Origin of the sequence: Ralstonia soli, assembly GCF_023955655.1 — a bacterium.
In the GTDB taxonomy this organism is placed as follows: Bacteria; Pseudomonadota; Gammaproteobacteria; order Burkholderiales; family Burkholderiaceae; genus Ralstonia; species Ralstonia soli.
The window spans coordinates 124,912-146,595 of the sequence record NZ_JAMXHT010000007.1 but is presented as its reverse complement, the minus strand read 5'-3'; the positions used below and the strand labels follow the sequence as shown (position 1 = coordinate 146,595).

The 21,684-nt window shown below is 63.7% G+C and carries 17 protein-coding genes; 14 read left to right on the top strand and 3 right to left on the bottom strand.

The window, feature by feature from the left end; all coding sequences use genetic code 11:
- Positions 1-2: 2 nt before the first annotated feature.
- The 4 genes from NG900_RS19245 (at position 3) to NG900_RS19230 (ending at position 5,184) form a co-directional block, all read left to right on the top strand.
- Positions 3-1,466, top strand: coding sequence for an efflux transporter outer membrane subunit (locus NG900_RS19245; RefSeq protein ID WP_252682966.1), 1,464 nt, complete (start codon positions 3-5; stop codon positions 1,464-1,466).
- Positions 1,467-1,553: 87 nt separating this feature from the next.
- Positions 1,554-2,882 (top strand): paraquat-inducible protein A, encoded by a 1,329-nt coding sequence (locus NG900_RS19240; RefSeq protein ID WP_252682965.1) that lies wholly within the window; start codon positions 1,554-1,556, stop codon positions 2,880-2,882.
- A 47-nt stretch (positions 2,883-2,929) separates the two neighbouring features.
- Positions 2,930-4,525 (top strand): PqiB family protein, encoded by a 1,596-nt coding sequence (locus tag NG900_RS19235; protein ID WP_252682964.1) that lies wholly within the window; start codon positions 2,930-2,932, stop codon positions 4,523-4,525.
- Positions 4,522-5,184: a PqiC family protein gene (locus NG900_RS19230; protein ID WP_252682963.1), complete on the top strand. Its 663-nt coding sequence runs from the start codon at positions 4,522-4,524 to the stop codon at positions 5,182-5,184. Before NG900_RS19235 ends, NG900_RS19230 begins: the two co-directional genes overlap by 4 nt.
- A 39-nt stretch (positions 5,185-5,223) precedes the next feature.
- Here the strand turns inward: NG900_RS19230 and NG900_RS19225 are convergent, their stop codons facing one another.
- Complete coding sequence (locus NG900_RS19225) at positions 5,224-5,979, bottom strand: TetR/AcrR family transcriptional regulator (protein ID WP_252682962.1); 756 nt, start codon at positions 5,977-5,979, stop codon at positions 5,224-5,226.
- A 133-nt stretch (positions 5,980-6,112) separates the two neighbouring features.
- On the opposite strand from NG900_RS19225, the gene NG900_RS19220 reads away from it, so the two are divergent.
- From NG900_RS19220 to NG900_RS19195, 6 genes are all read left to right on the top strand, one after another.
- Complete coding sequence (locus NG900_RS19220; RefSeq protein ID WP_420804170.1) at positions 6,113-7,801, top strand: bifunctional 3-(3-hydroxy-phenyl)propionate/3-hydroxycinnamic acid hydroxylase; 1,689 nt, start codon at positions 6,113-6,115, stop codon at positions 7,799-7,801.
- Between the two features lie 10 nt (positions 7,802-7,811).
- Positions 7,812-8,882 carry a VOC family protein gene (locus NG900_RS19215; protein WP_252682960.1) on the top strand — a complete coding sequence of 357 codons (1,071 nt, stop codon included), beginning with the start codon at positions 7,812-7,814 and terminating at the stop codon, positions 8,880-8,882.
- A 31-nt stretch (positions 8,883-8,913) separates the two neighbouring features.
- The gene (locus NG900_RS19210) at positions 8,914-9,867 is read left to right on the top strand and encodes a fumarylacetoacetate hydrolase family protein (RefSeq protein ID WP_252682959.1); all 954 of its coding nucleotides are present in this window, start codon (positions 8,914-8,916) and stop codon (positions 9,865-9,867) included.
- Positions 9,868-9,872: 5 nt separating this feature from the next.
- Positions 9,873-11,813, top strand: a complete 1,941-nt coding sequence (locus NG900_RS19205; RefSeq protein ID WP_252682958.1) for an acyl-CoA synthetase — start codon at positions 9,873-9,875, stop codon at positions 11,811-11,813.
- Between the two features lie 148 nt (positions 11,814-11,961).
- Positions 11,962-12,687, top strand: a complete 726-nt coding sequence (locus tag NG900_RS19200) for an OmpW/AlkL family protein (protein ID WP_252682957.1) — start codon at positions 11,962-11,964, stop codon at positions 12,685-12,687.
- Positions 12,688-12,798: 111 nt separating this feature from the next.
- Positions 12,799-13,023, top strand: a complete 225-nt coding sequence (locus tag NG900_RS19195; protein WP_252682956.1) for a hypothetical protein — start codon at positions 12,799-12,801, stop codon at positions 13,021-13,023.
- 467 nt (positions 13,024-13,490) lie between these two features.
- On the opposite strand, the gene NG900_RS19190 is transcribed toward NG900_RS19195, so the two are convergent.
- Positions 13,491-14,420: a LysR family transcriptional regulator gene (locus NG900_RS19190; protein ID WP_252682955.1), complete on the bottom strand. Its 930-nt coding sequence runs from the start codon at positions 14,418-14,420 to the stop codon at positions 13,491-13,493.
- Between the two features lie 103 nt (positions 14,421-14,523).
- Here NG900_RS19190 and NG900_RS19185 point away from each other — a divergent pair, with 103 nt between their 5' ends.
- The 4 genes from NG900_RS19185 (at position 14,524) to NG900_RS19170 (ending at position 18,183) form a co-directional block, all read left to right on the top strand.
- Complete coding sequence (locus NG900_RS19185; RefSeq protein WP_252682954.1) at positions 14,524-15,726, top strand: MFS transporter; 1,203 nt, start codon at positions 14,524-14,526, stop codon at positions 15,724-15,726.
- A 42-nt stretch (positions 15,727-15,768) separates the two neighbouring features.
- Positions 15,769-16,104, top strand: a complete 336-nt coding sequence (locus NG900_RS19180; RefSeq protein WP_252682953.1) for a MoaF-related domain-containing protein — start codon at positions 15,769-15,771, stop codon at positions 16,102-16,104.
- A 131-nt stretch (positions 16,105-16,235) separates the two neighbouring features.
- Entirely contained in the window at positions 16,236-17,042 is an 807-nt protein-coding gene (gene dkgB / locus NG900_RS19175; RefSeq protein WP_252682952.1) for a 2,5-didehydrogluconate reductase DkgB, read from the top strand.
- A gap of 25 nt (positions 17,043-17,067) precedes the next feature.
- The gene (locus tag NG900_RS19170) at positions 17,068-18,183 is read left to right on the top strand and encodes an alkene reductase (RefSeq protein WP_252682951.1); all 1,116 of its coding nucleotides are present in this window, start codon (positions 17,068-17,070) and stop codon (positions 18,181-18,183) included.
- A gap of 61 nt (positions 18,184-18,244) precedes the next feature.
- On the opposite strand, the gene NG900_RS19165 is transcribed toward NG900_RS19170, so the two are convergent.
- Positions 18,245-20,920, bottom strand: coding sequence for a putative bifunctional diguanylate cyclase/phosphodiesterase (locus NG900_RS19165; RefSeq protein ID WP_252682950.1), 2,676 nt, complete (start codon positions 20,918-20,920; stop codon positions 18,245-18,247).
- Positions 20,921-21,684 lie beyond the last annotated feature (764 nt).

The window sequence follows — 21,684 nt, the reverse complement described above, 5'->3', positions numbered from 1 at the left end:
TCATGAAACTCTCTCGTATGACGTGGGCGCTTGCCGCAACGTCGATGTTCGCCATGACGGCATGCTCCTTGGCGCCAACAAGCGCGCCGCCTGCCATGCCTTCGCCGGAGCACTATGGCGTGACCACGCAGTCTGAAAAGACAGTGGAAGCGGCCGGCGTGGCCCAGCAGTTTGATGTGGGCGCCGCGCCCGTGCCGCAATGGTGGAAGCTCTATCGCTCCGATGCATTGAACGCGTTAGTGGAAGAGGGCTTGCGCAACAACCCCACGCTGGCTGCAACGCAGAAGACCTTGTCCGCCGCGCAGGAGGAACTGCGTGCACAGGTGGGTGCATCGACGCTCCCGTCCATTGATGCCGGCGCCGAGGTTGCGCGCCAGCGCACGCCAAACTTCACGGGCGTGGGGCCCGAGGCGCTGCGCTACAACGTGTTCGTTGGGCAACTGCAGGCGCACTACACGTTCGACCTGTTTGGCGCGACGCGCTATGCCAATGCCGCGAGCGCCGCGCGGGTGGACGTGCGCGGCTGCGAACTGGAGGCGGCACGGCGCGTGCTCGCCGCGAATATTGTCGGCACCGTAATCAATGCAGCCGCGCTGGACCAGCAGATCGCATTGATGGAACGTCTGGTGGTGGTGGCAGACGCGACGGCGCGGGACAGCCAGCGGCGGTATGAGCTGGGGGCACTGTCGCATGCGCAGGCGCTGGCATCGACGCAGAGCGCCGCATCGCTTGCGGCGACGCTGCCGCAGTTGCGTCAGCAGCGTGCGGTGTCCATCCATGCACTGGCTGTGCTGCTGGGCCGCACACCGGACGCAGCGCCTGCGGTGCCGGAGTTCAGCAGTCTTTCGCTGCCAAACCAGGTGCCTGTGGCCGTGCCGTCAGATCTGTTGCGGGCTCGGCCGGATATCCGCGCTGCTGCCGCTGCGGTCAAGGCGGCGTCTGCAGACGCGGGCGAGGCCACCGCACAGCTCTTCCCTAGCCTGTCGCTCACGGCCTCGCTCGGCCGCGGCGGGTTGAGCTGGCCAGCCTTGCTCTCGGGCGCGGGCGGGCTGTGGGCCGTGGGTGCGGGGCTATCGCAGCCCATCTTCCACGGTGGCGCATTGATGGCGCACCGCCGGGCCACGCTCGAGCTGTATGACGCCACAGTGCTGCAGTACAAGTCGGCCGTCCTGTCGGCATTCGAGAACGTTGCCGACACGCTCGCCGCATTGGAGAACGATGCGCAGACGCTGGCTTCAGCCGAGGTGGCATCGACCGCGGCACATACAGCCTTCACCGAGACGGCATCTCGGCGTCGGCTGGGCGCGTTGCCCGCATCCGCAGAACAGTCGAGCGAGCAGCAGTACCTGAACGCGCAACTCGACACCGTGCGTGCGACCAGCCGGCGCATGAGCGACACGGCTGCGTTGCTGCAGGCCATGGGTGAACTGCCCGCCCACACCGATCAGACGATCGCCAAAGACTGACATTGCCGTTGGATAGGCCCGGCCTCTACGCCCCAAGCGTGGAGTGCCGCGCCTCGCCTGCAACGCCGATCGGCTTAGGCCACGCCCATGGAATCCGCCCACCTGATTGCCTGTCATGAATGCGACCGCGTGTTTCGGCGGCCGCCACCGTTAGATGGCTTGCACCTCCGCTGTTCGCGTTGTGCGAGCAAGCTAAGCGGTGCCCACCACGCCCGCCCAACGCTCGATTTCACTTGCGCCATGGCGGTTGCGGCGCTCGTGACGTTGGTGATCGCGCAATGCTTCCCGATCATTGCGCTCAACGCGCAGGGCATGACGTCGCAAGCCACCTTGTTCGACGCCGCGTCTTCGCTGTGGACGGGGCAAATGCAGATCGTGGCTGCGGTCGTGTTTTTCACGACCACGCTGTTTCCATCGATGGAATTGCTCGCGTTGCTCTACGTGTTGCTTCCTTTGCGGGCAGCCAGCGTGCCTCCTGGATTTCGTTACGTCATCAAGTTTCTGCAATGGCTTCGGCCTTGGGGAATGATCGAAGTCTTCATGCTCGGTGTGTTGGTGACGACGGTGAAGATGGTCAGCCTGGCGCGGGTGATTCCTGGTGCCGGCTTGTTTGCATTCGGCGCGTTGACGGTGCTGCTTGCGCTGGTTTCGCGGTTCGATCCACACAGGCTCTGGCACGCCTGCGACGACATCGAAACGCGGGATGATGCGACACCACCCGCAACGAAGCGCACTGAATCGCCGCCCGAAGCATCGACAGTGGCTGGGTCGATGAAGGTCGTGTCGGCCAAGCAGGCCGGGCTGCTGGTTTGCCATACGTGCGGCAGCGTGCAGCCACTACATGACGGCGAAGCGCACCCGCGGTGCCATCGTTGCCACACGCCCCTACACGTGCGCCGTCCGGCCAGCGTTTCGCGGACCGCTGCATTGCTTCTGGCTGCCGCGCTGCTTTACATCCCGGCCAACCTGCTGCCGGTGATGCACAGCACCTCACTCGGCCGTTCGGAAGACGACACCATCCTGAGCGGGGTGGCGTACTTCTGGACCTCCGGCGATTTTGGGCTCGCTGCGGTCGTCTTCATTGCCAGCGTGGTCGTGCCGATGCTCAAGCTTGCCATTCTGGCGTTTCTGGTATTCGCGGCACATCGGCGCTCCACCTGGCGCCCGCACGAAAGGACACGGCTCTATCGCCTTGTCGAACGCATTGGCAGGTGGTCGATGCTCGATGTGTTCGTGGTGGCGCTCACCGTTGCCCTGATGCACTTCGGCTCCTTTGCGGTCATTACCGCTGGCCCGGGGGCACTGGCCTTTGGCGCAGTGGTGATCCTCACCATGATCGCCTCCATGCAGTTCGACCCCCGGCTTATCTGGGACGCCGTCCCCGACGCCGCCGAATCCGCGCGAGACGATTCCTGATCGGATTCCGCGCACAACACTCGTCCGCCACCTTCTCTTTTCAAGCAATGCGTCCTATTGATCTACCCCTGCCCGAGATCACGCCGCGACGGCCCTGGCTTCCCTCGCTTGTCTGGCTCGTGCCGCTGATTGCGGCGTTGATCGGGGTCGCGCTGGTCGCCAAGACCCTCGCCGAGAAAGGCCCGGTTGTCACTGTCACCTTTGCCAATGCCGAGGGCCTGGAGGCCGGCAAGACGAAGGTGAAATACAAGGACGTCGAGATCGGCACGATTCAATCCATTTCGCTCACCCCGGATCTGAAGCGTGTGATGGTGAAGATACAACTGGCGCGCGAAGCCGAACGCTTTGCGAGCAAGGACAGCCGGTTCTGGGTAGTCCGGCCGCGTGTGGGTGCGAGCGGCATTTCCGGGCTGGGCACGTTGCTGTCCGGCGCGTACATCGGCGTGGATATTGGTCGCTCCAAAGACAGTCAGACTCAGTTTGTGGGGCTGGAGAGTCCGCCCTCCGTCACGACGGACCAACAAGGACGTCAGTTCTCGTTGCACGGCGATTCGCTCGGGTCCGTCGACATTGGCGCGCCGGTCTTCTATCGCCATCTGCAAGTGGGGCAAGTGGTGGGCTTTGCGTTGGACAGGCAAGGCGGCGGGGTGCAGGTGAATGTGTTCGTAAACGCGCCCTACGACAAGTACGTCGGCACGAATACGCGGTGGTGGCATGCAAGCGGAGTGGACCTTAGGCTCGATTCCAGCGGATTGAAGCTGAATACGCAATCGCTCGCCACAGTCATCGTGGGCGGCCTGGCGTTTCAGTCCCCGCAGGGGCAGGCTGATGGGCCGCCGCCGCCGGATAACACCGTGTTCCAGTTGGCATCCGATGAAGCGGACGCCATGCGCGAGCCCGACGGTGCGCCGCAGACTGTGGTCATGCGGTTCAACCAGTCGTTGCGTGGCTTGTCTGTCGGCGCGCCTGTGGATTTGCGCGGCATTGTGCTGGGCAACGTCACGGACATCGGCATCGAATATGACGAGACAGCAAAGGCGTTCAGCATGCGTGTCGTGATGGAGCTGTATCCGTCTCGACTCAGCCGGCGCAGCAATACGTCGCTGCCTGCGCCCGACACACCGGGCGGCCATGAAATGCTGCAGCACTTGGTCATGCAGGGGCTGCGCGGTCAGCTTCGCATGGGCAATCTGCTGACGGGGCAGTTGTACGTCGCGCTCGACATGTTCCCCAAGGCGCCGCGTGCGACTGTCGATGTCCATCGCTCGCCGGTGGAGCTGCCGACCGTTCCGAATTCGCTCGACGAGTTGCAGGTGCAGCTTGCCGACATTGCGAAGAAGCTCAACCAGGTGCCGTTCGACAAGATCGGCAACAACCTGAACGGCGCGCTCGACAATGCCAACCGCCTGTTCGGTCATCTGGATAAGGACGTGGTGCCACAGGCGCGGGACACGCTGGCTTCTGCGCAGCAGACCTTCAATGCGGCGCAGGCGACCTTGCGGCAGGATTCACCGCTCCAGTCCGATGTGCACGAGGCGATGCAGGAGCTGACGCGCACGCTGCAATCGCTCAACGCACTGACGGACTATCTGGAGCGTCATCCGGAATCGCTGCTGTTTGGCAAGAAGGGGGATGCGCGATGAATTTGTTTGGGTTCCCGTTTCGCAGCGTCCTGGTCGATGCGGTTGCTTGCTTAGCGCTGGCAGCGTGCAGCTCGCCTCCTGCGCGTTTCCATAGCTTGCTCGCTGCCGATAGGGTCGCGGTGGCAGCGCCCGCAGCGGCACCGGCCCTGATCGTTGATGTGCTGCCGGTTCGTGTTCCGCCGGCCGTGGCGGGCAGGCGGCTGGTAGTGCAAGGCAACTCAGGCCAGGTCGACGTACTCGAGATGGACCGCTGGGCTTCGCCCGTGGCCGATGAGATCCGAGCCGCGCTGTCCTCGGCGCTGGTGTTGCAGACCGGCGCCATGGACGTGCACGGTCTTCCCTACGATGGAAAGCGCCCGGTCTACCGCGTAGCCATGGAAGTGCAGCGGTTTGAGTCGTGGCGTGACTCGCATGTCTCGATCGATGCCGTCTGGACGATTCGGACGGCGGAAGACCGTCAAGTGCTGACTTGCCGCAGCGTTGTCCCGGAGGCCGTATCCGCAGGGATCGATGACCTAGTGCAGGGCCATCGGCGCGCGTTGAAGACGCTGGCTTCGCAGATGGCGGAGCCTCTACTGGCTTACGCCGCCGCACCATCAGAGGCGGCGCGGTCGATGCCAGGTTGTCTGGATTCGGCCGCCAGTATGTTGGCTAAGTGAAGTTGGTCGATCGGCGGTGCCGCAGCGCCGCTGATCAGATCAGCTTGCGCTGTCTGCAATCTCCACAACGGGCAGCGGTCGGGCGGCCACTTTCTCGGCCTCGGCGCGCTTGAGCCCCAGCGTTTGGAGCAGCACCGCTGCCGTGCGTTCGGGGAAATGCTCCCCCGTGAAACCCAGCTCCTTGAGGATGTCGGCAGCCGGCGCATCGGGCGCCAGAAAATTGAGCTCGGCCGAGATGGCCGTAAGCACCGTGCCGCCGACCGACAGGAAGCCAATGAACGGATCGGCCACGACAAACCGCTTTGCGGTGATGCCGCGCTCGATATCACGCCGCAACCGCTGGCCAAGGCCTTGTGTCAGCACGCGCGCCGAGAAGCCCTCGCGAATGAGAAAGCGCCCCCACACCGGCTCGCGTCGTGCGCGGACGAGCGTATGCCGCACCGACACGGAAATGATCTCAGCCGGGTCGGCGAGCCCTTCGGTGACCTTGTCGAGCGAATCGGCGAACTCTTCAAACACCGAGCTCACCAGTGCGGCGTAGATGGCTTCCTTCGATTCGAAGTGGTTGTAGAACGACCCGAAGCCGACATCCGCCGCCTCGGTAATTTCGTTGATGGCAACGCCTTCCATGCCGCGATCGGCCATGAGCCGGAGTGCGGCATCCAGCAGTCGTGCGCGTGTTTCCCGCTTGCGCCGCGCGCCACGCGGCTCGCGCTCCTCTACGGCGGGTGCCGGAGGGGTGGGCGTCTTTGCAGAGGCGCGCTTCGGGGTGCGGCGAGTCTCGGTGGTGGCCATGGTGGTCTGCGGTCCTTGTTGTGGCTTCAATTATAGATTCGAATGTCGATATTGACAAAATCATCAGTGATGACTTTAATGTCAAAAAGGCGAGCGAAGCCTGTAAAGACATCGACAAAGACACGGAGTAGCGGTGGAGACAAATGCACATGCGCGTGCCAGTTCACGCGTTGAGGACGGCGCACGCCCCCATGGGGATGGTGGTCTGCCATCCCAGATAGACATTCTTGTTGTGGGGCTCGGCCCGGTCGGGGCCATGGTGGCCCATCTGCTGGCGCGTCATGGCGTGAGCGTGATGGCTATCGACAAGGCGCCCGACATCTATATGGCACCGCGTGCCATTGCGCTGGACAACGAAGCCTTGCGCATCCTGCAACAGGCCGGTATTGGCGAGGGCGATTTCGAAACGGTGGCCATTCCGCATGTCCGCATGCACTCGCCCTGGCTGGGTGAATTCGGCCGGGTCAACACGCTGGGCAGCCTGGACGGCCATCCGAAGCTCGTCACCTTCTATCAGCCCGATCTGGAGCGCTGCCTGCGCGCACGCTTGGCGGCGCACGATGGCGTACACATCGCGCTGGGAACGACGCTGCTCAGCATCACGGATCAGCGCGATTGCGTGTTGGCTTCGCTCGATATCGGGCACGGTGAGGTACACCGGGTTCGCGCTCGTTACGTTGTGGGGGCTGATGGCGCGAATTCGCTCGTGCGCCATCTGATCGGGCAGGAATTCCGGGGCACGACGTATGCCGAGGATTGGCTCATCGTCGATGCGCGTCATGTTCCAAAGCCGATCGATCACGTTGAATTCCTCTGCGACCACCGTCGCCCTACGCCGCACATGGTCGCCCCCGGCGCGCGCGAGCGCTGGGAATTCATGCTCGAGCCAGGCGAGCGCCGCGAAGAGATGGAGTCGGACAGCCGCATCCGCGCGTTGCTGGCGCCGTGGACGGACGTTGACAGCATCACGATCGAGCGCAAGGCGGTCTATCGCTTTCATGCCAGAACGGTGGATCGGTTCAGCGTTGGCCGCGTTTTCCTCGTCGGCGATGCGGCTCACATTACACCGCCGTTTGTCGGCCAAGGATTGGTCGCCGGCCTGCGAGACGCCGCCAACTTGAGTTGGAAACTCGCCTGGGTGCTGCAGGGCCGGGCGGATGCTCGGATTCTCGACAGCTACGACGAGGAACGCCGCCCGCATGCGAAAGCCATGATCAATCTCGCGCGGTTCATGGGCAAGCTGGTGATGCCGCGCAGTGCCCCCATCGCGTTGTTGACGCATGGCCTGATGCGCCTGACCCGGCTGGTGCCCGGCTTGCGCTCGCAGTTTGAAGAACTGCGCATCAAGCCGAAGAACGCGTTCAGGACCGGGCTGTTCGTCAAAGGATGCTCATCCACCAAGCTGACGCGCGGCGGGGTGATCCCACAAGGCTGGGTCAGGAATGCGCACGGGCGCACGTGCCTGAGCGACGACGTGCTCGGCCACGGATACACGCTTGTCAGTTTCGGCTGCGATGCCCGCGCGGCACTGGAGCCCGAAACGGCAGCCGCGTTTGCGCGCCTGGGTGGCGTGTGCGTGCAGATCGCACATCGTGGGCAGTCGCTACACCGTGAAGCCTCGAGCGTTTGGGAAGACATCAACGGCACGTTTCTTCCCGACGCGGTCCCCGTTGGCTGGGCCGCCGTCATTCGCCCAGATCGCACGGTGGTGCATGACGGGCCCGCCGCTGAGGCAGACCGCCTCGTTCGCGAAAGCCTTGCGCTGCTGGGCGGTCAGCAGGAGCTTATGCCCGCAGTTGCCGCCGCCGTTCAATCCGCCTGAGTGCCTTGCCATGAAACTCACCACAGTACAGCCCGCACGCCATCCGCAGCCGACGACGAAGGCGTTGTCGCTCGCTTACCTGATGTTTGATCGGCCTGATCTCGAACGCGCCGAGCGGTTTCTCAATGACTTTGGTCTCGTGACGATTCAGCGCGACGAGGCGACATTGCTCTTGCGCGGAACGGGTGCGGCACCGTTCTGCTATGTCGTGCGCAAGGCGCCAAAGGCCGCGTTTGCCGGCTTCGGGTTGGAGGTGTCCGGACGTGCAGCGTTGGATGCCTTGGCGAAACTCCCTGGGGCATCGACCGTGGAGCCGTCGGATTGGCCGGGCGCTGGCTATCGCGTGCGTCTTGTCGATCCGTCCGGGTTCCGCGTCGATGCCGTTGCTGGTCAGGCGCCCACAGCCGAATTGCCGCACCGCGCACCCTTGCCGCTCAATTCTGCGGATGCTTCATTGCGCATCAACGAAACCCAACGACCACCCGTGGGTGCGCCAGAGGTGATTCGCCTCGGGCATGTCGTGTTGGAGCTTGCCGACTTTCAAGCGACGTGCGCCTGGTACACGCAGCACTTCGGCTTTATTCCAAGCGACGTTCAGGTGCTGCCGGACGGCTCACCTGCGGTTGCATTCATGCGGCTGGATCTGGGGGATACGCCCGCTGATCACCACACGCTCGCGCTTGCGCAGGGCTTTGTCTCGAAGTACAGCCACAGCGCGTTCGAACTGATCGATGCCGATGCCGTCGGCATGGGCCATCGCATGCTGAGCGAGCAGGGGTGGGCGCACGCCTGGGGGCTGGGCCGGCACATCCTCGGCAGCCAGATTTTCGACTACTGGCAAGACCCTTGGGGCGACAAGCACGAGCACTACTGCGACGGTGACTTGTTCACTGCAGACCAGCCGACCGGCATCCACCCGGTCAGTCGAGAGGCCATGTCGCAGTGGGGCCAGTCGATGCCGGCCAGTTTCACCAAGCCGAAGCTGTCACCTACTGCCATCGCGGCGCTCATTCGCAACCTGCGCCGCAGCCCCGACCTGACGTTCCGCAAGCTCGTAACGCTCGCTCGGCTCTTTGCCTGAAGCGTCATTCATCCAACGCATTCCTTTTGCCATGTCGATCAATATTGTTCGCTTTGAATACCAGGGCCAGACCCAATGGGGCGTGATCCGCGATACATGCATTACGCCCGTGCCAGGCACCTATGCCACGACGGGCGACTTCGTTCGCAATACAACGTTGGCCGAGCTTGCCACTCTGGATGGTGAAGCGATCGCGGTGGCCGCCGTGACGCTCCTGTCTCCGGTGACGCGCAACCAGCAGTTCATTTGCCAGGGCGCCAACTATCGTCAGCACATGATCGAGTCCGGCATGGACCCGGACGTGAAGACGTACAACATGATCTTCACCAAGGCATCGAGCTGCATCGTCCCGGCCGACAGCGATGTGATCAAGCCGAAGCGCGTGCAGTTTCTCGATTACGAGATCGAGTTGGGGCTGGTGATGCGCAAGGCGATTCATGGTGCGGTTGACGTGACAGACGACAACCTGCACGAGTACGTGACCGGCGCCGTGATCGTGAATGACTATTCCGCGCGCGATGTGCAGATTCCGCAGATGCAGTTCTACAAGGGCAAGTCGTTCCGTACGTTCGGCCCGGTGGGCCCGTGGCTCACGCTGTTGGAGCCACGCGATTTTGCGGCGCTAAGGAGCTTGCAGCTCCAGCTGACTGTCAACGACAAGCTCCGGCAGGACGACACGACGGCCAACCTCGTCTACGGCCCGGCCGAGACACTGACCGAACTGTCTCGGGTCCACGACCTGGAGCCGGGCGATTTGCTGGCCACCGGCACGCCCGCAGGCTGCGCGTTGTCCGTGCCATCACCGACCAAGCAGAAGATGGCCGCGATGCTGCCAGAGAAGGCGAAGTGGGAGATGTTCCTGAAGGTGCAGGCTGCGCGCCCTCAATACCTGAAGCCGGGCGATGTGGTGGAAGCGCGGATCCACTCGTCGGACGGACGGATCGATCTGGGTACGCAGCGCAATCGCATCGTTGCGGAGGAGTGATCGCCATGTCTGGATTCGCCAACCTGCACGACGTGGAAGCAGCGGAAGCACACGGTCTACCGCCTGATCTTCCGCAGAGCACATACGAGATGATCCGCCGTGGTGCCAGCCTGAACCCGGAGGCGCCAGCATTGAGCTTCTTCCTCAGCGTCAATGACCACCGCACACCGCAAACGTGGAGCTACGCCGAGCTTCTTGCGCGTATCACACAAACGGCGAACTTCTTTGACAGCATTGGCGTTGAGAAAGACAGCGTGATTGCCTTCGTGCTGCCCAACCTTCCCGAAACGCATTTTGTGATCTGGGGCGGGCAGGCTGCGGGCATCGTCGCAGCGTTCAATCCGCTGCTCGAAGGGCCCGCGCTGGCGGAACTGCTCAATGCCGCGGGCGCATCGGTGCTGGTCACGCTGGCACCGTTTCCCGGCACCGACATCTGGGCCAAGCTACAGCCGCACTTGCCCGCAATCAAGAGCCTGCGGCACCTCGTGCTGGTGAATCTGGCTGACCGCGTGCATGGGGCAGCGCAATGCGCGACGCAAATGCAAAAGAACGAAGCCCTGCGATTGCTCGGCCCCCGGGGGCTGCATGGCGCGGTCCCGATGTCGGTGCGCATCCACGACTTCAACGGCGCCATCCAGGCGCAACGGTCGGACGGCTTGAAGAGTGGGCGGCGCATTGCCGCGCAAGACGCGTCTTCGTATTTCTGTACGGGCGGCACCACGGGCTTGCCGAAGATTGCGATGCGCACCCACGGCAATGAAGTCGCCAATGCATGGAGCACTGCGCAAGTGCTGGGCGACGGGATCGGCCCCGGCAAGGTGGTGTTTTGCGGCTTGCCGTTGTTCCATGTCAACGGTGTTCTGGTGACAGGGTTGTTGCCGTTCTCCAAGGGGGCGCATGTCATGCTCGGCACGCCGCAAGGCTATCGCGGCGATGGCGTGATCCAGCACTTCTGGGAGATCGTCGAACACCATCGCGTGAACTTCTTCAGCGGTGTGCCGACGCTCTATGCGTCGCTGCTGCAGGTGCCCGTCGGCGAGCGCGATGTGCGATCGCTCGAATACGGCCTCTGCGGTGCCGCGCCCATGCCCATTGAAGTGTTTCGCCGCTTTGAGGAGCAGACGGGTATCAGGATCCTCGAGGGCTATGGGCTCACCGAGGCGACGTGTGTGAGCAGCGTCAACCCGCCAATGGGCGAGCGCCGTCTTGGCTCCATCGGCTTGCGCGTTCCCATGCAGCAGATGAAGACCGTCGTGTTGGGCGATGGCGGTGCGTACCTGCGTGATTGCGTTGTAGATGAGGTGGGCGTGCTGCTGGTGTCTGGGCCCAATGTCTTTGCGGGCTACCGTCAGGGTGAGCAGAACGAGGGGCTCTGGGTGGATACGGGCGATGGCCAGCGGTGGCTCAACACTGGTGACCTGGCTCGACAAGACGAACAAGGCTACTTCTGGCTCACGGGCCGCAAGAAGGAGCTGATCATCCGGGGCGGCCACAACATCGATCCGCTCACCATCGAAGCGCCGCTGCATCGTCACCCGGCAGTGCAGATTGCTGCTGCCGTCGGGCGTCCGGATATGCATGCAGGGGAGTTGCCGGTTGCGTACGTGCAGTTGCGTGCCGGTGCCTCGGTCACCGAAGCCGATTTGCTGGCCTTCCTGAAGGCGGAGATTGCCGAACGTGCGGCGCTGCCCCGCCAAGTCAACATCATTGAAACGATGCCCCTGACTGCGGTCGGCAAGATCTTCAAGCCCGCACTCAAGCACCGTGAAACGCGAGAAGCCCTGTCTGCGGCACTCAGCGATGCGGGCATTGCGTTTGATGCTCTGGATGTTGCCGAGGACAAGTCAAGAGGCCTCGTTGCCTCGGTCAAGCTCGACGAGTCCGCATCGATTGCCGCCGCACGCGAGGTGCTTGGCTGCTTCCCATTTCCCTTTTACGTCAATTGAAGCGCGGGTGAGCCGAACGTTCTGACGCACCCGATCGAAGGAGGAATTCCTCGCCTGCCCACCATCCAGTGAGCGGGCGAAGTGCCCCGCGCCGCATGGCGGCGCATTCCTGCAGCTGCAGTTCCACCATTAAAAAATCGGAGACAACATGAAGTACACACGCGCGGCAATGCTCTTGTCGATCGCGGCGACCTCGCTCGCCCATGCGCAGTCAGCAGGGCAGTGGGTCGTCAATGCAGGCTGGATGCATCTCGCCCCTCAAGATTCCAGCCAACCGCTGACGGTGCATGCCCTCGGGCAATCGGCCGTGGTGCCCGGCAGCGGTTCGACGCTGGCCAACGCCAATACATTCGCGCTCACTACGCGGTATTTCGTCACTGACCATGTGGCGCTCGAAACCGTGCTCGGCATTCCACCCAAGCTGCACTTGAGCGGAACAGGAACGCTGGCGTCCGTAGGGGAGATGGGCACCGCACGGGCATGGAGTCCGGCCGCGCAAGTGCAATACCACTTTGGCGAGCCGACCGCGCGTGTCCGGCCGTATCTCGGCGCCGGGCTGGCCTATGTCTGGTATCGCGATATTGAGTTGAGCCGGCCGTTGGCAACCGGGCAGATTCTCGCTTCACCAACGACTGGCTCCATGCTGGTCGGCCCGACCACGGCATCGCTGAGCAAGTCGTTTGCGCCTCTCATCAATGGAGGCCTGACGTACAACATCGACGCGCATTGGTCGATTGGTGCATCGGTGTCGTACATGTGGCTATCCACCACGGCGACGCTGACGACGCAGGCGCCGATTGGCACCGTGACAACGACATCGAAGGTGCGGATCAACCCGTTGGCGAGCTTTCTATCGGTGGGCTATCAATTTTAGTGCTGATATGCATGCGAGGCGTCTGGCGCGCTGACCCTACACCAAGAAACAGTACTGCTGAGAAGTAGAGAATCCGGCATGATTTTCACGATTTGAGGTGGAAGACATGCCATGAAGATGAGCAAGTTTACCGAGGCGCAGATTGCGTTCGCGCTCAAGCAAGCGGAGCTGGGTACGAAGGTCGAGCACAATGCCAATGGCAAAGAGGTCCACGGCTCCAATGCCGCTTTGCAGCAACAGCCGTCGTCCACATTTCCTCCACCGTCGATTAGTTTTGGATACACCACGCCCGGTGAGGCGTTCCGGATCGCAGTCGCAGCTTGTATCCCGAACTAATCGAACACCGTATCCACAACTAATCGAGCGCTTCACTCACCGCTTTCATCCGCGCCTCACTTTATCCACAGCAGCGCCCACATCGCATGCAGAACCCACCGCAACCGGTTGATGCACAAGGGTTTGTTGCAGGATGTAACGGGCTCCGCCGATGTGGATAACTTCCCCTTCGCGCACCCGTTTTGCGTCATCGGCACGTTTGCCGAAACCCGTCAAGCCCTTTGGTGACTTGAGCCTTTGGCGGCACAGCGGGTTATGCACAGAACATGTGGATAAGTCTGTGGGAAACCTCACGCAGGCCGCATGGTTGCGGGTTCTGGTCGGCGTTGCCCGCGAATGCGGCACGGCCGGGCATTCGTTAAGAGACCTTCAAAGAAGACGCCGCCGTCGACCGATGGATCAGGCTTGAAGCACCGAGCGTCGGGGCAGCACGCTTGCGTCATCACGGATGGGTGAGGGAGCGCCGGTCAGGCTTGCACCCGCCACGTTGCCGCCCGCTGCGCTGGGTGCTTGCCGCCGAGCGCCTCGACGAGGTAGTCGACGAACGACGCAATGCGTGCGGAGATGGCCGTGTTGCGGTAGTAGACGGCCTGGATCGGCTGCCGTACATCCTGCGTCTGGCGCGCCAGGATCTGCACGAGGCGCCCCGATTCACGATCCTGCGCTGTCATGAAATCCGACAGGCAGACGATACCCGCGCCTTCCAGCGCGAGTTGCCGCAATGTCTCGCCGCTGGACGAGCATACGGCCGGCGCGATGCGGTAGGGCTCGCCGTCCGGGCCGAGGATCGGCCACACGTTCAGCGATTCGGGCTGGTTGAAGCCGAGCAGCGCGTGCTTGGCCAGGTCTTCCACCTTGCGTGGTAGGCCGTGCGCTTCAAGATACGCCGGGCTGGCGAGCATGCGCACCCGGCTGTGGCCGATGAGCTTGCTGTGCAGCGTTGAATCTTTCAGCCGCCCGATGCGGATGGCGACGTCGGTGCGCCGCTCGAGCAGGTCGATGATGCCCTCGTTGCTGTTCAACTCCAGTTCCACCTGCGGAAAGCGCTCGCGGTAGCCGCGCACCAGCGGCACGATCACATGCAGCATGAACGGCGACGCGGCATCCACCCGCAGGCGTCCCGAGGGCTTTTCGCGGCGCGTGAGCATCTGCTCTTCCGCGTTCTCGACCGAATCAATAATCGCGCGCGCGTTCTGCAGGAAGGCGCGGCCCTCTTCTGTCAGCTCCAGGCGGCGTGTGGTCCGGCGCAGCAGTGTGGTCTTCAGCTTCTCTTCCAGCCGCGCCAGCGTGCGGCTCGTGGCCGACACAGTCAGGTCGAGCTGCTGCGCCGCGCCCGTGATCGAGCCCGTGTCCACCACGGTGGCAAAGGCCTGGAGTTCGTCGAGCGTGACCTTCATTGTTGATTTGAAATCAAAATAATTTCGTTTATAGGCCGGTTTTTACGCAAAAGTAAAGCGGGCACACTGCGCTCCATTCCTACCGGCCCCCTGGAGTGCCACCATGCCACTCGCTTTACTTGCGCTGACCATCAGCGCCTTCGCCATCGGCACCACCGAATTCGTGATCGTCGGGCTGATCCCGACCATCGCGTCCGATCTGGGCGTAAGCCTGCCTTCCGCCGGGTTGCTCGTCAGCCTGTATGCACTCAGCGTTGCGATTGGTGCGCCGCTGCTGACCGCACTGACCGGTCGCGTTCCGCGCAAGCTGCTGCTTGCTGGCCTGATGGCGCTGTTCACCGTCGGCAACCTCGTCGCATGGCAATCGCCCGGCTATGAATCGCTGATCGTGGCGCGTGTGCTCACGGGCCTGGCGCACGGCGTGTTCTTCTCGGTCGGCTCCATCATTGCGACGACGCTCGTGCCGAAGGACAAGGCTGCCAGCGCCATCGCCACGATGTTCGGCGGGATGACCGTGGCGTTCGTGGCCGGCATTCCGCTGGGTACCTTCATCGGCCAGCATTTCGGCTGGCGCGCGACGTTCCTGATCGTGGCGCTGTTCGGAGTTATCGCGTTCATCGGTGCGGTGGCGTTCGTGCCGCGCCGGCTGCCGCAAACGGCGCCCGCACCGCTCGCGCGCCAGTTTCGCGTGCTGGCGCAGCCACGTCTGCTGCTGGTGTACGCCATGACGGCGGTCGGCTACGGCGGTTCGCTGATCGCCTTCACCTACATGGCGCCGCTGCTGGAGCAGATGGCGGGTTTTACGCCGTCGCAGGTCAGCCTGGTGCTCGTCGGCTATGGCGTGTCGGTGGCGCTCGGCAACGTGTGGGGCGGCAAGCTGGCGGATCGCATCGGCCCGGTCAAGGCGCTCAAGCAAATCTTCCTGCTGCTTGCGCTGGTGCTGCTGGCGCTCACTTTCACCATCCACGCCAAGTGGTTCGCTGTGCTGACGATGCTGGCCTGGGGCGCGGTCGCCTTCGGCAATGTGCCGGGGCTGCAGGTGTACGTCGTCAAGCAGGCGCGGCATTTCGCGCCGGATGCCACCGATGTGGCCTCGGGTTTCAACATCGCGGCGTTCAACCTTGGGGTGGCGGGCGGCGCTTCGCTCGGCGGGCTGATCGTGGCGCATGTGGGCCTTGGCCATACGCCGTGGATTGCCGCGGCCGTCACGCTCGGCGCGTTTGCTCTGACCGCGCTGAGCGGCATGCTGGACCAGCGCGAAGGCCTGCCCGCACGCACGGCAGAGTCGGTTGAACTGGCCCACTGAACTGGCCCACTGAATTCGCTTTTCTTTTCCGAGATCACCAACATGAACGCACCAACCCAACGCGCCTCGCAACTTCCACCATTCGCCGGCAAGACGTTCGAAGTCCGCTACGACGGGCTCACCGCCACCAATGCCTATGCCGAGGACGGCATCCACATGCGCTACGAGATCATTGAAGGCGCACTGGCGGGTGCCAAGGGCGAAGTTGCCTACATGTGGCAGCACGTGGCCGGCGATATGTACGCGATCTCGTGGCAGGAAGCCGACCGCTCGACCGTGGTGCATCTGGACGATTTCGCGGCCGGCACGTCGCGCTCGTTCTTCACTGCAGCATCGCTCGACTTCTATCGGCTGCAGGGCAGCCTGCGCGCGCTCTGAGCGGTTTTCGTCTGCCCAATATTTGATATGAAATCAACTATTTTTGTCTGGTAGCGGCGTTTATCTCATCAGTCGAAGTCGCCAGAATGCCGGACAACCCCTCCCGATTCATTCGCTTCCCGGAGCACCCCATGAGCAAGATTCCCGCCTTCGGCCTCGGCACGTTTCGCCTGCAGGGCCAGGTTGTCATCGACTCCGTGCGCAACGGCCTCGAACTCGGCTACCGCGCGATCGACACCGCGCAGATCTACGGCAACGAAGCCGACGTGGGCACGGCGATTGCCGGCTCCGGCGTGCGCCGCGAAGACCTTTTCCTGACCACCAAGATCTGGGTCGACAACACCAGCAAAGACAAGCTCGTGCCGAGCCTCGAAGAGAGCCTCGCCAAGCTGCGTACCGATTACGTCGACCTCACGCTGATCCACTGGCCCGCGCCCGGCAACGGCGTCTCCGTCGACGCCTTCATGACCGCACTGTCCGACGCCAAGGCGCGCGGCCTGACGCGCCGGATCGGCATCTCGAACTTCAACATCGACCTGACCAAGCAAGCGATTGCCTCCGTCGGCAAGGACGCCATCGCCACCAACCAGATCGAGCTGAGCCCGTATCTGCAGAACCGCAAGCTTGTGGCGTTCCTGCAGAGCGAAGGCATTCACGTCACCTCGTACATGACGCTCGCCTACGGCAAGGTGCTGAGCGACCCGGTGATCGGCGCGCTTGCGCGACGCCATCAGGCGACGCCCGCACAGGTCGTGCTGGCCTGGGCGCTGCAACTGGGCTACTCGGTGATCCCGTCGTCCACCAAACGCGAGAACCTGGCCAGCAACCTGCTCGCGCAGACGCTGCACTTGACCGACGACGACATGGCGCAGATTACCGCGTTGGAGCGCAATGGCCGCGAAGTCAGCCCCGATGGTCTTGCGCCGCAGTGGGACTGAACACGAACACCATATAGGACACATCATGCAGAACGACCCGCTGTTTCAACCGCTGCAGCTCGGCGCACTGACGCTGCCGAATCGTATCGTCATGCCGCCCATGACGCGCTCGCGCGCAAGCCAACCCGGCGATGTCGCCAACGACCTGATGGCTGCGTACTACGCGCAACGGGCGGGCGCCGGTCTCATCGTCAGCGAAGGCACTTACGTTGCGCCGCTCGGCAAGGGCTACGCATGGACGCCCGGCATTCACACGCCCGAGCAACTGGCGGGCTGGCGCAAGGTGACCGACGCCGTGCACGCGGCGGGCGGCCGCATCTTTGCGCAGCTCTGGCACGTCGGCCGACTGAGCCACACGAGCCTGCTCGGCGGCCAGCAGCCGGTGTCGTCGTCGCCCGTGCAGGCCAAGGGGGTGAACGTGTTCATTGCGGGCGAGGCGGCCGGCGTGCCTGGCTTTGTGCAGGCCTCAGAACCACGCGCGTTGACGATCGACGAGATTGGCGAAGTGGTGGGCCAATACCGCACAGCCGCGCGCAACGCGATGGACGCCGGCTTTGACGGCGTCGAGCTGCACGGCGCCAACGGCTACCTCGTCAACCAGTTCATCGACTCGCAGGCCAACACGCGCACGGATGCTTATGGCGGCTCGCTGGAGAACCGGTTGCGCTTTCTCGACGAGGTGACGCAGGCGCTGATCGAAGGCACGGGCGATGCCTCCCGCGTCGGCATCCGCCTCGCGCCGCTGACCACGCTCAACGGCTGCGTGGACGACGAACCGGAAACCACATACCTCGCCGCGGCAAAATTGCTCGCGGGCTACGGTGTCGGCTACATCCACATCGCCGAAGCGGACTGGGACGATGCACCGCTGATGCCCGTGGCCTTCAAGCAGCAGCTGCGCGTGGCCTATCCGGGCGTGCTGATCTACGCAGGCAAGTACACCGCCGAACGTGCGCGCGAGGCGATTGCCGCCGGCTGGGCTGATCTGGTGGCCTTTGGCCGTCCGTTTGTGGCGAATCCCGACTTGCCGGCGCGCCTGCGCACGGGAGCGCCGCTTGCGCTGCACGATCGCAACACGCTGTTTGGTGGCGGTGCGCATGGCCTGACGGACTACCCGGCGCTGCGGGACGTGGCAGCCTGAGCACGTCCGACGCGCCAAAGAGAGACGGACCCTGGGTTGAACCTTCGGGTCCGTTTTTTTCTCAGGCCTTGGCGCGGCTGCGAGAGCGCAGCAGTTCTTCGAGCGCCGGTACTTCCAGTGGCCTCCCGAACAGGAAGCCCTGCACCTCGTCGCACGCATGCGCGGCCAGGAAGGCCGATTGCTCGGGCGTCTCCACGCCCTCGGCCGTGACGGTCATGTTCAGCGCCCGGGCCATCGCGATGATGGTCTTGGTCAGCGCCACGCAGTCGGCCACCGCGGGCACGCCACTGATGAACGATCGATCGATCTTGATGTTGTGGATCGGCAGGCTGCGCAGGTAAGACAGCGACGAAAACCCGATGCCGAAGTCGTCGAGCGAGATGCGTACGCCCCGCGCGGTGAGGCTTGTCAGCAGGCGCTGCGTCGACAGCCGGTCGGCCAGCAGCACGCTCTCGGTCAACTCCAGTTCCAGGCGGCCCGGTGTCATGCCCGATGCCTTGAGCGCCTCGTCCACATCGCGCTCGATCACGCCGGCGTCGCATTGCCGTGCCGATACGTTTACCGCGATGCGCCCGATGAAGCCAAAATTTTTCGCCCACGCCTGCCCCTGCGTGCAGGCCTGCATAAGCGCCCACCGGCCGAGTTCGAGGATGTAGCCCGACTCCTCCGCCACGTCGATGAACTCGGAGGGCGACACCGCGCCCAGTTCCGGATCGGACCAGCGCATCAGCGCTTCGACCGCCACCAGCTCGCCGGTGCCGAGCGCGTACTTGGGTTGATACACCAGTCGCACCTGGCCCCGCCCGAGCGCGCGGCGCATGCGCTCGTTGAGCGTGAAGCGGCGCAGCATCTGCGTTTCCAGCGCGCGCGAATAGCGGGCGATGCGGTTGCGGCCGTTTTCCTTGGCGCGGTACATGGCAGCCTCGGCATGGCTGACCAGTGCGGCGGCATCGCTGCCGTCTTCCGGGAAGGCCGCCACGCCGATGCTGGCCGACAGATGCACCTCGCGTTCACCGCCGGTAAAGGGCCGGGCCAGCGCATCAAGCACCTGCTGTGCGAGGGTGTCAGCGGCTTTCGGATCGTCGATCGCCAAGCAGAACTGGTCGCCGCCCAAGCGGGCCAGCAACGCGCGCTGCCCGGCCTGCGCACGAATGCGCTGCGCGGCCATGTTCAGCACCTGGTTGCCGACGTGGTGGCCCATCGCCTCGTTGACGGTCTTGAAGTGGTCCAGCCCGATATACAGCAGCGCGGATTCGCCCGTGGACGGCAACGCCAGCCGCGCATCGAGCCGCTCGATGAACGCCGCCCGATTCGGCAGGCCGGTGAGCGAATCCTTCGTCTCCAGCAGGCGCAGTTGCTCGTAGGCGGAACGTTCTGCGGTGATGTCGGTAAAGATGACCAGCACCGCGTGCGGCGATGCGCTGTCGGGCGAGAACATCGGCAGCACCGATTCGCGCAGCCACACGATCTGCCCGGTGCCGGCCGGCACGCCCACGACGACGTTGCTGATGGCGCGCCCAGTGCGGGCAGCCAACGTGGAAGGCCATGCAGCGCGCGGCAGGATGGCGCCGTCTTCGCCCAGCATCATGTCGCTCAATGCGAGGCGCGGGCGGCCTTTCCATGACGCGCCCGACATGCGCAGAATCTCTGCCGCGCTGCGGTTGTACGACAGCACACGGCCATCGGTGGACAGCGTCAGCACGCCTTCGCTCAGGTGGTTGACGACCAACCGGTATTGATCGCGCAGTTCGCGGGCCTGGCGGTATTCGCTCTCCAGGCGCAGCAGCTTGACGAGCGCGGCGACGTAGCGGCCGCACTCGGCGCGCAGCGCTGCATCATCCGGCGGCGTGTCGGCTGAAGCGGCGTAGAAGAGGCAGAGCAGATCGTCGGAAGCGGCCATGCCGCCGTGCTGGGCCGGCATGCGGCACAGCCACGCCGGTTGCGTGGCGCCCAGCGCGCGCGCGAGCGCGTCGCACAGGGCGGCGGGAGCATTGGCCTGGCGAATCAGTTCAATGGGCGCCAGCGCGTTGATCAGCGGCGCGATGCGCGCGAGTTCGATATCGAATACGCCCTGCGCGGCGCCCGCCAGGTGGGCAGCATGGTCATCACCCAGGGCGAGCCGCACGCGCGCCGCTTGTGTGCCATACAGCCGCGCCCGTCCGGATACGATACGCACCACCACACACAGTGTGGATGGCAGCGCTGCCTCCAGGGCCCGCAGCGCCGCATGCAGCCGCTCACCGAGCGAGGCCGCAGAGGGCAGGGTGGACAGCAGATGATCGAGATGTTCGTACGGAAGCGCAGCGCCGAGGGCCTCGGCGCTTAGAACGCGTTCACCGCCCTTGCCCGGCAATTGCGCTTCGAGCGGCAGGGGCAGCCCATGCACCACCACTTGCTGCGCGGGCAGCCCGTCGAAGCGTGTGGGGGTGACGGTCAGGCGGACGCTGACCACCTCATTAGCATCCCCGGCAGACAGGGCGGAGACCAGCTGTGCTGCGGGCACGGACGGGGCGTCCTGCATCGTCGCATCGACATCGTCGGCCGCGCGTCCACCCAGCCACGCGGGAACATCCTGGAAAAAGCGTGAGAAGGGCTCCCCCAGCAACTGGTCGGCCGAAAGCGCACGCACCATGCAGACGCCTGCCGCGTTGGCATACACGATGCGCCCTTCAAGAACCACATAGAGCGGAACCGGAAGGCTTTGCGCCGACAACGGGTAGGAAATTTCGTCTTGCATCCCACGCTCCAACCAGAGGTATTGCCCACAACATCTCGCCACGCACGGACTCCAGGTGGCGCGCGACGGAAAAGCGCCGGCCTGCCGAAGTCAAGGGCAATGTTCTTCATGATGCGCAAAACTCGTGCTCGGCGCAAAGGCTTGTTTGTGCTGAATACAACACATCAAGCATGGAATGGTGCGACGGCGTTCGTTCTAAGTTGCGTCGTGGTGTTGAAACGCGCTTTCGCCGGATTCGCGAGGGGGAGCATCGTCATTCCGATATCCGAAGCGTCTTCGTCTGCCTCGCAGCGCGAAAAATGGCTTGATCTGACGCGGCATGATGGGCAAAGCCCTTGCGCATATCAAAACGCATGTTTCTATTGTCATGTGGCAATGCTTGCGGGCACATCGCATTGAACCTCGCCAAAAGAATGGCGCCGCCACGGTAAAAAAATTGCACAGCGATATGTCAAAGCGAAAAAGCAGCGCGTAAAAACGACACGGCGCTGGGAAGGCGCAATGCGGCCAAAGTCCACGTCAATTGGACAGACACGCCGCTTTGCATTGCTTTACCGCCAATCTGAAAGCGCGCCCCATGGCGAGGCAATGGCACACCAACACAGCAAGCTCCGAGCTATGGAGAAACCCGTGTGGCGCAGGCGGTCATACACCGGACATTGCGGATAGGTGTATTCACCATCGATGCCGAATTGCGGGACCAGGAAGCGCTTGCTATGGTAAGTGCACTGAATTGCAGCGCTGCAGCGGGTCGTGAAGTTTTG

Bases quoted from the DNA above. Each gene is read 5' to 3' on its own strand.
- NG900_RS19245 (WP_252682966.1), top strand. From the start codon at position 3: ATGAAACTCTCTCGTATGACGTGGGCGCTTGCCGCAACGTCGATGTTC.
- NG900_RS19240 (WP_252682965.1), top strand. From the start codon at position 1,554: ATGGAATCCGCCCACCTGATTGCCTGTCATGAATGCGACCGCGTGTTT.
- NG900_RS19235 (WP_252682964.1), top strand. From the start codon at position 2,930: ATGCGTCCTATTGATCTACCCCTGCCCGAGATCACGCCGCGACGGCCC.
- NG900_RS19230 (WP_252682963.1), top strand. From the start codon at position 4,522: ATGAATTTGTTTGGGTTCCCGTTTCGCAGCGTCCTGGTCGATGCGGTT.
- NG900_RS19225 (WP_252682962.1), bottom strand. From the start codon at position 5,979: ATGGCCACCACCGAGACTCGCCGCACCCCGAAGCGCGCCTCTGCAAAG.
- NG900_RS19215 (WP_252682960.1), top strand. From the start codon at position 7,812: ATGAAACTCACCACAGTACAGCCCGCACGCCATCCGCAGCCGACGACG.
- NG900_RS19210 (WP_252682959.1), top strand. From the start codon at position 8,914: ATGTCGATCAATATTGTTCGCTTTGAATACCAGGGCCAGACCCAATGG.
- NG900_RS19205 (WP_252682958.1), top strand. From the start codon at position 9,873: ATGTCTGGATTCGCCAACCTGCACGACGTGGAAGCAGCGGAAGCACAC.
- NG900_RS19200 (WP_252682957.1), top strand. From the start codon at position 11,962: ATGAAGTACACACGCGCGGCAATGCTCTTGTCGATCGCGGCGACCTCG.
- NG900_RS19195 (WP_252682956.1), top strand. From the start codon at position 12,799: ATGAAGATGAGCAAGTTTACCGAGGCGCAGATTGCGTTCGCGCTCAAG.
- NG900_RS19190 (WP_252682955.1), bottom strand. From the start codon at position 14,420: ATGAAGGTCACGCTCGACGAACTCCAGGCCTTTGCCACCGTGGTGGAC.
- NG900_RS19185 (WP_252682954.1), top strand. From the start codon at position 14,524: ATGCCACTCGCTTTACTTGCGCTGACCATCAGCGCCTTCGCCATCGGC.
- NG900_RS19180 (WP_252682953.1), top strand. From the start codon at position 15,769: ATGAACGCACCAACCCAACGCGCCTCGCAACTTCCACCATTCGCCGGC.
- dkgB (WP_252682952.1), top strand. From the start codon at position 16,236: ATGAGCAAGATTCCCGCCTTCGGCCTCGGCACGTTTCGCCTGCAGGGC.
- NG900_RS19170 (WP_252682951.1), top strand. From the start codon at position 17,068: ATGCAGAACGACCCGCTGTTTCAACCGCTGCAGCTCGGCGCACTGACG.
- NG900_RS19165 (WP_252682950.1), bottom strand. From the start codon at position 20,920: ATGCAAGACGAAATTTCCTACCCGTTGTCGGCGCAAAGCCTTCCGGTT.